Genomic DNA, 12,016 nt, shown 5'->3' with positions numbered 1-12,016 from the left:
CGTTCGCCACTCATCCCCACCCGAAAGTGGTTCAGCGTTCGACTTGCATGTGTTAAGCACGCCGCCAGCGTTCGTCCTGAGCCAGGATCAAACTCTCCAACAATGTCTTCGAATTCAATCGAGGCAAAATACTTGCTCTCAAAGGAACCTCATACGAGGTTCTATACTTAAGCTCTACTGGCTTAGTTCACTAGCACACTGTTGAGTTCTCAAGCAACACACTCTGAATCCACCCGCGTTATCGGCGGCTGAAACTCTCGGCGATTGTTTCAAGCTTTGTTCCGAGGCCAACACCTCGGTTCAGGACCACCCACTCTACCACGTTCGTGGGAGCTTGGTTCGTGGCCCCGGCGGCCGCCCGGTTTCCCTGGCGACTTGGAGAACTTTACATGCCCCGAAAACCCCCTTGCACAGGGGGGTCCCTTTTATCGCGCCAGGCCGCTGACCTGCGTCGATCCACCGAAAGCTACGCCTGGAGCTCCCCGTGGGTCGCGACGACCGTCAGCGCGACGAGCGCGGCCGACAGCACCGCCGCGACGTGGATCGGCGCCGGCGTGAACGACGCCGCGACGACGAGCACCGCCGTCACCGGGAAGCCGATGGCGATCGGGCGGCACTCGTTGGTCGGCCCGATGTGCAGCAGCCACACGCTCAGCAGGAAGATCGCGACCGGCAGCGTGGTCGGCAGCGCGGCGGCGACTCCGCCGAGGTCGTGCAGCGCCCCCGTGTCGTAGGCGACCGCCACCTCGAGCCCCGCCCCCACCGCCGAGGCCGACGCGAAGATGAAGTAGTGGCCGTACCCCCAGCTCATCGACGTGAACATGGTCGGACGGCGGACGAGCCGCGCGTGCCCCGGCCGGTCGAAGTACAGCCACCACATGGAGAACACGAGCACCAGGCCGGCCGCGGCCAGCGAGACCAGCGCACCGAGGTGGCCGGGTTCGGCCGCCCCCTCCTTGATCGCGTTCGTCGCGCTGAGGATCACCTCGCCGAGGACGATCAGAGTGAACAGCCCGTACCGCTCCGCGATGTGGTGCGGGTGCCACGTCGTGCCCTGGCGGCTCTCCGCCCACACCGGGACGGCCATCTCCAGGATCGCGAACACGAAGAACGCGTAGGGCTGCAGGCCGTGCGGCAGCCACAGGTAGCCGACCCACAGCACCTGGCAGCCGGCGATCCCGGCGGCGTAGCGCAGGGCCGCCGGGCGGCAGCCGCGGTCCGACCGCGCCGCGCGCAGCCACTGGACGACCATCGCCAGACGCATCAGCACGTAGCCCGCGACCATCACCCGGAAATCGCCGTCGAACGCGCGCTCCACCCCGGCCGCCACGGTCAGGCCGCCGGCGATCTGCACCAGCGTCGCCAGCCGGTACGGGACGTCGTCGGTGTCGAACGCCGAGGCGAACCAGCTGAAGTTCAGCCAGCCCCACCAGATCCCGAAGAACACCAGCACGAACGAGAACACGCCGTGGCCGACGTGGCCTTCGGCGAGCGCGTGGTGCAGCTGCGCGGCGGCCTGGCCGACCGCGACGACGAAGCAGAGGTCGAACAGCAGCTCGAGCGGCGTCGCGACGCGGTGGTGCTCGCTGCGGTCCCGCGACCGCATCGGCCGGTGCCACATCCGGATCCGGCTGTCGGGCCGCGACGGCGGAGACGGCTGCTCGGTCATGGGACTCCCCGCGTCTGCGTCGGACGGAACGCGTCCATCCCAGCATGATCAGCGCGGCGGGAGCGAGCACGACACACGTAGGACGGACGGGCCCGGTTCCCCCTCACCCGGGCCCGCCCGCTGCCGTCACGCGCCGGCGGCTGCCGATGGGCATCCCTTCCGCGAGTGCCGGACGGTCCCCCGCGGACGCCGACGACTCACTGGATGGAAGGTGACCGAGTGTGTCCATTCCCTCGAACTCCGGACGCCCCGATCGCTCGTGCCGGTCACCCCATCCCCGGGTGGCCGACCGATTGCCACTGTCGGTAGCCGAAGCCGCGCAGTGAAGGCTCCATAAGATCTACCCGGTTGCTCTGCGTAGCACCAGTGTCTTTCCGCGCCCGTCACTCGTTTGGAGCATCGCTAATCTGCCGAAAGTAGTGTCTCAGCCCCGGTGGACGTCCGCGGCGGACGTCTCGGCCTTCCGGGCCTCGTGCTCCCGCTCGGAAGTTTGCGCACGGTGGCGCCGCGCCCTCAGCTCGGCGATCGCGAGGGCCAGCGCGGTGCACGTCAGACCGGCCGCGCAGCACAGCGCGATGGTGAGCGCCAGCGGCTGGTCCCGCGACGCACCGAGGACCGTGCCGAACACCGACGCGAGCACCGCGGTGCCGATCGCGGTGCCGATCCGCTGCCCGGTCTGCAGCGCGCCGCCGGCGACCCCCGCCATCCGGACCGGCACGCACTCCAGCGTCAACGTCGTGTTCGGCGAGATCACCATGCCGCCGCCCACACCCGCGAACAGCAGCGGCAGCGCGAACGCCCACCCCGACGCCGACGGCGGGACGAGCTGGGCGAGCAGCGCGACGGCCAGCAGGCCCACCGCGACCATGGCCAGCCCGGTGACGGTCAGCCGCCTGCCGAACGTCGGCACCAGCCGCCCGGCGACGGCCGCGGACACCGCCGAGCCCACCGCGAACGGCGTCACCGACAGCCCGGACTGCAGCGGCGTGTAGCCGAGCCCCTGCTGGAAGAACATCGCGAAGACCAGCCAGATCCCGGCGAACCCGCAGAAGTAGAGGGCACCGACCGCGGCACCGGCGGAGTACCCCGGCGTGCCGGTGAACAGCCGGGTGTCCAGCAGCGGCGACCGGCCGCGCCGGACCACCGAGCGCTCCCAGCGCACGAACGCGAACCCGAACACCAGCGCGATGACGAACATCCACCACAGCCGAGCGGGGCCGTCGCTGTCGGATTCGATGACCGGGAGCAGCACGCCGAGCACGGCGACCGCGAGCAGCACGATGCCGAGGAAGTCGATCTCCGACCGCACCCGGAACTGCTTCTTCTCGCTGCGCGGCAGCAGCCGCAGGGCCAGCGCGAACGCGAGGACGCCGATCGGCACGTTGACGTAGAACACCCAGCGCCAGCCGTCCTGGGCGCCGAAGACGGCGAGGATGACCCCGCCGAGGATCGGCCCGACGGCGGTCGAGATCCCGACGACCGCGCCGAACATCCCGAACGCGCGGCCGCGCTCGGCGCCGCGGAAGAGGTCCTGGATCAGCCCGGTGTTCTGCGGGGTCAGCATGCCCGCGGCCACCCCCTGGGCGAGGCGCGCGATGACGAGCGTCGTCTCGTTCGGCGCGGCTCCCGCCAGCGCGCTCGTGATGACGAACGCGGCGAGGGCGCCGAGGAACATGGTCCGGCGGCCGAACGCGTCGCCGAGCCGGCCGCCGGTGACCAGGACCAGGCCGAACGCCAGCGCGTAGCCGGAGACGACCCAGCGGATCCCGCCGCTGCTCGCATGCAGCCCCGACTGCATCGACGGCAGGGCGACGTTGACGATGCTGACGTCGAGCAGGCCCATGAACCCGGCGGTCAGCGAGACGGCCAGCGCTTTCCAGCGGCGGGGATCGGGTTCGTAGGTCATCCTGCCCAGCAAACACGAAGGGCGGGATCCGCGCGCGTTGTCCGCCGCGGTCCCGCCCGTTTCGCGCCCGGAACTACGTGCTTGCTGTGATTCCCCGGATGCCCTTGAGCTCGCCGATCAGCATGGAGCTGACCTTCACCGGGTAGTCGTGGAGCGCGAACACCGTCTGGTTCCGGCCCACCAGCTTCAGGTGGACCATCGTCTCACCCTTGTGGGCGAGCAGCGTGGACCTCAGTTCGCTGACGACCGACTGGTCGATCTTCTCCGCCGCGGCGAGCAGGACCAGCGGGGGCTCGTCGTCGCCGTTGCCCGTGCCGACCTCGGACAGGTCCAGCGTCGCGAGGCCGCCACCGAAGACCGACATCTTGTCTTCGCGCCAGTTGACGCGGCCCTTGACCAGCACCGCGTTGTCCTCGATCAGCTCACCCGCGAACAGCGCGTACGACTTCGGGAAGAACAGCACCTCGAGCGAGGCGTCCATGTCCTCGACCGTGCAGATCGCCCAGGGCTCGCCCTTCTTGTTGACCCGCCGTTCGAGCGACGTGATCAGCCCGGAGATGACGATCTCGCCTTCGCGCGGCGGATCGGCGAGGATCCCGGCGATCGGCTTCGGGGCGTGCTTGCGCAGGATCCGCTCGGCGCCGTCCAGCGGGTGCGCCGAGACGTACAGGCCGAGCATCTCGCGCTCGTAGGCGAGCAGCTGCTTGCGCGGGTACTCCTCCTCGCCGAACTTCAGGTGCGCGAGCGGCGACGACGACGGCTGCGCCTCCCCCTCGTCCCCGCCGAAGCCGAAGAGGTCGAACTGGCCCATCGCCTCCTGGCGCTTGAGCGGGACGACGGCTTCCACCGCGTCTTCGTGGACCTGGATCATCGACAGCCGCGTGTGGCCGAGCGAGTCGAACCCGCCCGCCTTGATCAGCGACTCGATGACCCGCTTGTTGCAGGCCACGAGCTCGGACTTGTCGAGGAAGTCGGTGAAGGAGGCGTACTTGCCCTTCTCCCCGCGCGTCTTGATGATCGACTCGACGACGTTCGCGCCGACGTTGCGGACGGCACCCATGCCGAAGCGGATGTCGTCCCCGACGGCCGCGAACCGCAGGGCCGACTCGTTGACGTCCGGCGGGAGCACCTTGATGCCCAGGCGGCGGCACTCGGACAGGTAGACCGCCGACTTGTCCTTGTTGTCGCCGACCGACGTGAGCAGCGCCGCCATGTACTCGGCGGTGAAGTTCGCCTTGAGGTACGCGGTCCAGTAGGAGACCAGGCCGTACGCGGCCGCGTGGCTCTTGTTGAACGCGTAGCCGGCGAACGGGAGGATCGTGTCCCAGAGCGCCTTGACGGCCTCGGCGGAGAACCCGCCCGGGAGCAGGTCGCTCGCCTTCATCCCGGCTTCGAAGCCCTCGTACTCGAGGTCGAGGACTTCCTTCTTCTTCTTGCCCATCGCGCGGCGGAGCACGTCCGCGCGACCCATCGTGTAGCCGGCCACCTTCTGGCCGATGTGCATGATCTGCTCTTGGTACACGATCAGGCCGTAGGTGTCGGCCAGGATCTCGCGCAGCGGCTCGTCGAGCTCCGGGTGGATCGGCTTGACCTTCTGCCGGTTGTTCTTCCGGTCCGCGTAGTCGTTGTGCGCGTTCATGCCCATCGGGCCGGGGCGGTAGAGCGCGCCGACCGCGACGATGTCGTCGAACACCGTGGGCTCCATGCGGCGGAGCAGGTCGCGCATGGGCCCGCCGTCCAGCTGGAACACGCCGAGCGTGTCGCCGCGGGCGAGCAGCTTGTACGTCTCCGGGTCCTCGACGCCCAGGGTGTCGAGGTCGATGTCGATCCCGCGGTTGGCCTTGATGTTGTCGATCGCGTCGCCGATGACCGTCAGGTTCCGCAGGCCCAGGAAGTCCATCTTCAGCAGGCCGATGGCCTCGCACGACGGGTAGTCCCAGCCGGTGATGATCGAGCCGTCGTCACGCTGCCAGAGCGGGATAGCGTCGGTCAGCGGGTCGCACGACATGATGACCGCGCAGGCGTGCACGCCCGCGTTGCGGATCAGGCCCTCGAGGCCGCGGGCGGTCTCGAAGATCGTCTTGCACTCGTCGTCGGTCTCGACCAGCGCGCGGACCTCGGCAGCCTCGCCGTAGCGCTCGTGCTTGTTGTCGACGATGCCCGAGAGCGGGATGTCCTTCGCCATGATCGGCGGGGGCAGCGCCTTGGAGATCTTGTCCGCGATCGCGTAGCCGGGCTGGCCGAAGTGGACCCGCGCGGAGTCCTTGATCGCGGCCTTGGTCTTAATGGTGCCGAAGGTGATGACCTGGGCGACCTTGTCCGAGCCGTACTTGTCGGTCGCGTAGCGGATCATCTCGCCGCGGCGGCGGTCGTCGAAGTCGATGTCGATATCGGGCATCGAGACGCGCTCGGGGTTCAGGAACCGCTCGAACAGCAGCTTCTGCGGGATCGGGTCCAGGTTCGTGATGCCCAGGACGTACGCGACGAGCGAACCGGCGGCCGAACCACGGCCCGGGCCGACCCGGATGCCGACGCGGCGCGCGTAGCTGATGAGGTCGGCGACGATCAGGAAGTAGGCCGGGAAGCCCTTCCCGATGATGACGTCGAGCTCCTTCTCGATCCGCTCGGGGTAGCCCTCGGGCGGACCGCCCGGGAAACGCCACGCCAGGCCCTTCGCGACCTCTTCGCGCAGCCAGCCGCCCTGGTCGTAGCCCTCCGGCACCTCGAAGAACGGCAGCCGGTCCTTGTGCGCGTACACGTCCTCGTAGGACTCGACGCGCTCGGCGATCATCAGCGTGGTGTCGGCCGCGCCGGGGACCTCCTTGTCCCAGTACTCGCGCATCTCGGCGGCGGACTTGAGGTAGTAGCCGTCGCCGTCGAACTTGAAGCGGGTCGGGTCGTTGAGGGTCTTGCCGGCCTGGACGCACAGCAGCGCCGAGTGCGTGTCGGCCTGGTCCTTGGTGACGTAGTGCGAGTCGTTGGTGGCGATCGGCTTGAGGTCGAGCAGCCGGCCGACCTCCAGGAGGCCCTCGCGGACCGACCGCTCGATCGGCAGGCCGTGGTCCATCAGCTCGAGGAAGAAGTTGTCGGCGCCGAAGATGTCCTTGTAGTCGGACGCGGCCTGGATCGCCGCTTCCTTCTGGCCCAGCCGCAGCCGGGTCTGCACCTCGCCCGACGGGCAGCCGGTGGTCGCGATGATCCCCGAGTGGTTCTCCGCGATCAGCTCGCGGTCCATCCGGGGCTTGCGGTAGTAGCCCTGCATGCTGGCCAGCGAGGACAGCTTGAAGAGGTTCCGCAGCCCGGTGGCGTTCTGCGCGAGCATGGTCATGTGCGTGTAGGCACCGGCACCCGAGACGTCGCCGCCCTCGCCCAGCTCGTCGGAGCCGCGCTGGTTCGACTGGCCCCAGAAGACGGGCTTCTTGTGGAACCGGCTCTCCGGCGCGATGTAGGCCTCGATGCCGATGATCGGCTTGAGGCCGTGCTTCTTCGACTGCTGGTAGAACTCGTCGCCGCCGTACATGTTGCCGTGGTCGGTCATGCCGACCGCGGGCATGCCGAGGCGCGCCGCCTCCGCGAAGAGGGGGGCGATCTTCGCCGCACCGTCGAGCATCGAGTACTCGGTGTGGACGTGCAGGTGGACGAAGGAATCGTTCGACACCAGCGAAAACCTCCCCTAGGTGAATGGGACCGGCTGCGCCCGGGTCCCTCACCCTAACCCGTGGCACCGACAGTCCTCGAACGTGCTGCCCGCGGTCGATTCTGCTCCTCGCGGGAGGTGTTCCGCCGCTGCGACGCGCCCCCTTTTCGGGCGGTGGTGATCACGGTGCGGCGGGCGGGTACCGGGCGCTGTCGGGTGGTCACGCGGGGACGCCGGACCGGGGTTCGGGGTCGGCCGCCGGCGCCCTGACTGAGTCCCGGCCGGCGCCGGTGAGGTCGGCCACACGCGCCCCGGCCCGCGTTGACAGCCGGCCTCCCGGAACCGAGCATTCCCCGCATGAACCTGTCTGACAGCCAGACAGCCGGACAAGGTCCCCGGCGGATCAGCGCCATGGAGGCCGTGCTGGCCCACCTGCGGCGGCTGATCGAACGCGGGGACTACCCCGTCGGCGCCAAGCTTCCCTCCGAAGCGTCCTTGAGCAGGGAGTTCGAGGTCAGCCGGTCGGTCATCCGGGAAGCCCTCCGCGGCCTGCAGGCCCTCGGCATGACCGAGTCCAAGACCGGCAAGGGCACCTTCGTCACCGCCACCGGGCCCGCCGACAACCCCACCTTCGGGCCGTACTCCGCCCGCGACCTCATCGAGGTGCGCCGGCACGTCGAGATCCCCGTCGCCGGGTACGCGGCCTTGAGACGCAGTCAGGACGACCTCGACCTGCTCGGCCACCTCGTCGAGCGGATGGACGCCGAGACCGACAACACCGCCTGGGTCGCGCTCGACTCGCTCTTCCACATCACCATCGCCCAGGCCTCGGGCAACCCCGTCTTCGGGAAGGTGATCGAAGAGATCCGGGACGCACTGGCCCGCCAGTCCGCCTTCCTCAACCAGCTCGGCGACCGGCGCCGGCAGTCGAACGTCGAGCACCGCGAGATCGTCACGGCCATCGCGAGCGGCGAAGAAACCGCGGCCGTCGCCGCCATGACCGCGCACCTCACCCACGTCGAAGCCACTCTGACCAGCATCGTGAACGGGGACCAGTGACCGAGCAGACCCGCACGGCCCCCGCCACCACCACCGACGCGGGCGACGCCGGCTACAACAAGGCCCTCAAGCCCCGGCACGTGACCATGATCGCCATCGGCGGCGCGATCGGCACCGGCCTCTTCCTCGGTGCCGGCGGCCGCCTCGCGCAGGCCGGGCCGGCGCTCGCGATCGTCTACGCCGTCTGCGGCCTCTTCGCCTTCTTCGTCGTCCGCGCGCTCGGCGAGCTCATCCTCTACCGGCCCTCCAGCGGCGCCTTCGTCTCCTACGCCCGCGAGTTCATGGGCGAGAAGGGCGCGTACGCCGCCGGCTGGATGCACTTCCTGAACTGGTCGACCACCGGCATCGCCGACATCACGGCGATCGCGCTCTACGCGCACTTCTGGTCGTTCTTCTCGCCGATCCCGCAGTGGGTGCTCGCGCTGATCGCGCTGGCCGTGGTCCTGACGCTGAACCTCGTCTCGGTGAAGCTGTTCGGCGAGATGGAGTTCTGGTTCGCCATCGTCAAGGTCGCCGCGCTCGTGCTGTTCCTGGTGATCGGGATCTTCCTGCTGGTGACGCAGACGCCGATCGACGGCGCCGCCCCCGGCCCGCAGCTGATCACCGGGCACGGCGGGATCTTCCCGACCGGGCTGCTGCCGATGGTGCTGATCGTGCAGGGCGTCGTGTTCGCCTACGCCTCGGTCGAGCTGGTCGGCGTCGCCGCCGGGGAGACCGAGAACCCCGAGAAGATCATGCCGAAGGCGATCAACTCCATCATGTGGCGCATCCTCGTCTTCTACGTCGGGTCGGTCGGCCTGCTGGCGATGCTGCTGCCGTGGAGCTCCTACTCCGAGGACCAGAGCCCGTTCGTCACCGTGCTCTCGCGCCTGGGCGTGCCCGCCGCCGGCAGCGTGATGAACCTGGTCGTGCTCACCGCGGCGCTGTCCAGCCTGAACTCCGGCCTCTACTCGACCGGCCGGATCCTGCGGTCGATGGCCAAGGCGGGCTCGGCGCCGAAGTTCACCGGCGTGATGAACCGCAACCAGGTGCCCTACGGCGGCATCCTGCTCACCGCGTCGGTCTGCGTGCTGGGCGTCGGGCTGAACTACCTGGTGCCGAAGAAGGCCTTCGACATCGTCCTCAACTTCGCCGCGATCGGCATCCTGGCGACCTGGGCGATCATCGTGGTCTGCCACCTGCTCTTCGTCCGCAAGACCGAGCGCGACGGCCTGGAGCGACCGTCGTTCCGGCTGCCGTTCTCGCCCTACACCGAGATCGCGACGCTCGTGTTCCTCGCCGCGGTCGTCGTGCTGATGGGCTTCGACGAGACCGGCCGGATCACCCTGCTGGCGCTGCCCGCGATCGCCGTCGCGCTGGTCGCCGGCTGGTTCGCGGCCCGCAAGCGGATCGACATGCGCGCGTTCGACGAGGAGGGCCTGTGAACCACGAACCCCTGGTCGAGCTGGTGCGCGACGGCCTGGTCGAAGGCGTGCACCACGGCTCGGCGATCGTGCTCGCCCCCGACGGCACCACGCTCTTCGCGGCGGGCGACCCGGACGCCGCGATGTACCCGCGGTCGACGGCGAAACCCCTGCAGGCCACGGCGATGGCGCGGCTCGGGCTGCGCCTGTCCCCCGCCGGGTTCGCCATCGCGGCGGCGAGCCACTCCGGCGAGCCGATGCACCTCGACGCGGCGCTGGCCGTCCTCGGCGGACGCTCCCCGGACGCGCTGGGCAACCCCGCCGACTTCCCGTACGACCCGGTCGAGCGCGACCACTGGGTCGCCGCCGGCCGAAGCCCGAGCAGGCTCGCGCACAACTGCTCCGGCAAGCACGCGGCGATGCTCGCGACCTGCGATCTGACCGGCTGGAGCACGGACGGCTACCTCGATCCGGCCCACCCGCTGCAGCGCGCGATCGCCGCGACCGTCGAGGACCTGACCGGGCGCGGCATCGAGCGGGTCGCGGTGGACGGCTGCGGCGCTCCCCTGTTCGCGACGACGCTGCGCGGGCTCGCCACCGCCGTCGCGAAGATCGCCACGGCCGCGCCCGGCACGCCGGACCAGCTGGTCGCCGACGGGATCCGCCGGCACCCGGAGCTGGTCGGCGGGAGCCGCCGCGACGTCACCGCGGTGATGCGCGCGGTGCCCGGGCTGATCGCGAAGGACGGCTTCGAGGCCGTTCAGGTCGCCGCGCTGCCGGACGGCACGGCCATCGCGGTCAAGATCGCCGACGGCGGCGACCGCGCCCGGCAGCCGGTGCTCGCCGCGGCGCTGAAGCTGTGCGGGATCGACGTCCCGGCCGGTCCCGAAAACCTTCGGGTGACCGGAAAACTCGCCGCGTCCGCAGGGAGCCTCCGATGACCACCCGCCGTGAACACGACCTGCTGGGCGACCTGGACGTCCCCGCCGACGCGTACTGGGGCGTGCACACCGCCCGCGCCCGGGAGAACTTCCCCGTCACCGGCACCACGATCGCCGCCTACCCGCACCTGATCGAGGCATTGGCCGCGGTCAAGGAGGCCGCCGCCCGCGCCAACGCCGAGCTCGGCCTGCTGGAGCCCGGGATCGCCGACGCGATCGGCGCGGCCTGCCGCGAGATCCGCGAAGGCGCGCTGCACGGCGAGTTCGTCGTCGACGTCATCCAGGGCGGCGCCGGGACGTCGACCAACATGAACGCCAACGAGGTGATCGCGAACCGCGCCCTGGAGCTGCTCGGGCACGCGAAGGGCGACTACCACGTCCTGCACCCCAACGAGCACGTCAACCTCGGGCAGTCGACGAACGACGCGTACCCGACCGCGGTCAACGTCGCGACGATCCTCGCCGTGCGCGAGCTGTCCGAGGCGATGATCGTGCTGGAGAAGGCGTTCGCCGCCAAGGCCGTCGAGTTCCACGACGTCCTGAAGATGGGCCGCACGCAGCTGCAGGACGCGGTCCCGATGACGCTCGGCCAGGAGTTCGGCACCTACGCGGTGATGCTCGGCGAAGACCGGCTGCGGCTGAACGAAGCCGTCGCGCTCCTGCACGAGATCAACCTCGGCGCGACCGCGATCGGCACCGGCCTCAACGCCGCGCCGGGCTACGCCGAGGCCGCGTGCCGCCACCTGCGCGAGATCACCGGGCTGCCGGTCGTCACCGCGGCGGACCTGGTCGAGGCGACGCAGGACTGCGGTGCGTTCGTGCACCTGTCCGGCGTGCTCAAGCGGATCGCCGTGAAGCTGTCCAAGAGCTGCAACGACCTGCGGCTGCTGTCGTCGGGCCCGCGCGCCGGCCTGAACGAGATCAACCTGCCGCCGGTGCAGGCGGGGTCGTCGATCATGCCCGGCAAGATCAACCCGGTGATCCCCGAAGTGGTGAACCAGGTCGCGTTCGAGGTGATCGGCAACGACGTCACCGTGACCATGGCCGCCGAAGCCGGGCAGCTGCAGCTCAACGCGTTCGAGCCGATCATCCTGCACGCGCTGTCCGAGAGCATCACGCACCTGGGCGCGGCCTGCCGGACGCTGGCCGCGAAGTGCGTCTCGGGGATCACGGCCAACGTCGACGTCCTGCGCTCCTACGTCGAGAACTCGATCGGGCTGGTCACCGCGCTGAACCCGAGCATCGGCTACGCGGCCGCGACCGAGATCGCGAAGGAGGCGCTGGCGACCGGGCGCGGCGTCGCCGAGCTCGTCGTCGAGAAGGGCCTGATCCCGGCCGAGGAGCTGGCGAAGCTGCTGCGTCCGGAAAGGCTCGCCCGCGCGAACTGAGGTACCGTCGGAT

7 protein-coding genes and 1 rRNA gene are annotated in these 12,016 nt (G+C 69.7%); 4 read left to right on the top strand and 4 right to left on the bottom strand.

Annotation, left to right across the window (positions count from 1 at the left end; genetic code table 11):
• From QSK39_RS50420 to dnaE, 4 genes are all read right to left on the bottom strand, one after another.
• Positions 1-103: ribosomal RNA gene (locus QSK39_RS50420) — 16S ribosomal RNA — on the bottom strand; the annotation flags it as partial.
• 363 nt (positions 104-466) lie between these two features.
• Complete coding sequence (locus QSK39_RS50415; RefSeq protein WP_285484961.1) at positions 467-1,669, bottom strand: low temperature requirement protein A; 1,203 nt, start codon at positions 1,667-1,669, stop codon at positions 467-469.
• A gap of 424 nt (positions 1,670-2,093) precedes the next feature.
• The gene (locus tag QSK39_RS50410) at positions 2,094-3,575 is read right to left on the bottom strand and encodes an MFS transporter (RefSeq protein WP_285484960.1); all 1,482 of its coding nucleotides are present in this window, start codon (positions 3,573-3,575) and stop codon (positions 2,094-2,096) included.
• Between the two features lie 73 nt (positions 3,576-3,648).
• On the bottom strand, positions 3,649-7,233 hold the full coding sequence (dnaE, locus tag QSK39_RS50405) for a DNA polymerase III subunit alpha (protein ID WP_285484959.1): 3,585 nt from the start codon (positions 7,231-7,233) through the stop codon (positions 3,649-3,651).
• 390 nt (positions 7,234-7,623) lie between these two features.
• Between dnaE and QSK39_RS50400 the strand changes: the two genes are divergently transcribed.
• The 4 genes from QSK39_RS50400 to QSK39_RS50385 are packed head-to-tail and all read left to right on the top strand — an operon-like array spanning position 7,624 to position 12,003.
• The gene (locus QSK39_RS50400; RefSeq protein ID WP_285484984.1) at positions 7,624-8,271 is read left to right on the top strand and encodes a FadR/GntR family transcriptional regulator; all 648 of its coding nucleotides are present in this window, start codon (positions 7,624-7,626) and stop codon (positions 8,269-8,271) included.
• The gene (locus tag QSK39_RS50395; RefSeq protein WP_285484958.1) at positions 8,268-9,695 is read left to right on the top strand and encodes an amino acid permease; all 1,428 of its coding nucleotides are present in this window, start codon (positions 8,268-8,270) and stop codon (positions 9,693-9,695) included. The genes QSK39_RS50400 and QSK39_RS50395 overlap by 4 nt, the downstream gene beginning before the upstream one ends.
• Positions 9,692-10,615 (top strand): asparaginase, encoded by a 924-nt coding sequence (locus QSK39_RS50390; RefSeq protein ID WP_285484957.1) that lies wholly within the window; start codon positions 9,692-9,694, stop codon positions 10,613-10,615. The genes QSK39_RS50395 and QSK39_RS50390 overlap by 4 nt, the downstream gene beginning before the upstream one ends.
• Positions 10,612-12,003 (top strand): aspartate ammonia-lyase, encoded by a 1,392-nt coding sequence (locus tag QSK39_RS50385; protein WP_285484956.1) that lies wholly within the window; start codon positions 10,612-10,614, stop codon positions 12,001-12,003. The genes QSK39_RS50390 and QSK39_RS50385 overlap by 4 nt, the downstream gene beginning before the upstream one ends.
• Positions 12,004-12,016: the final 13 nt, after the last annotated feature.

The organism is Amycolatopsis sp. NBRC 101858 (assembly GCF_030269325.1).
In the GTDB taxonomy this organism is placed as follows: domain Bacteria; phylum Actinomycetota; class Actinomycetes; order Mycobacteriales; family Pseudonocardiaceae; genus Amycolatopsis; species Amycolatopsis ponsaeliensis.
The sequence above is the reverse complement of the archived record's forward strand: the minus strand, read 5'-3'. Positions and strand labels throughout refer to the sequence as shown.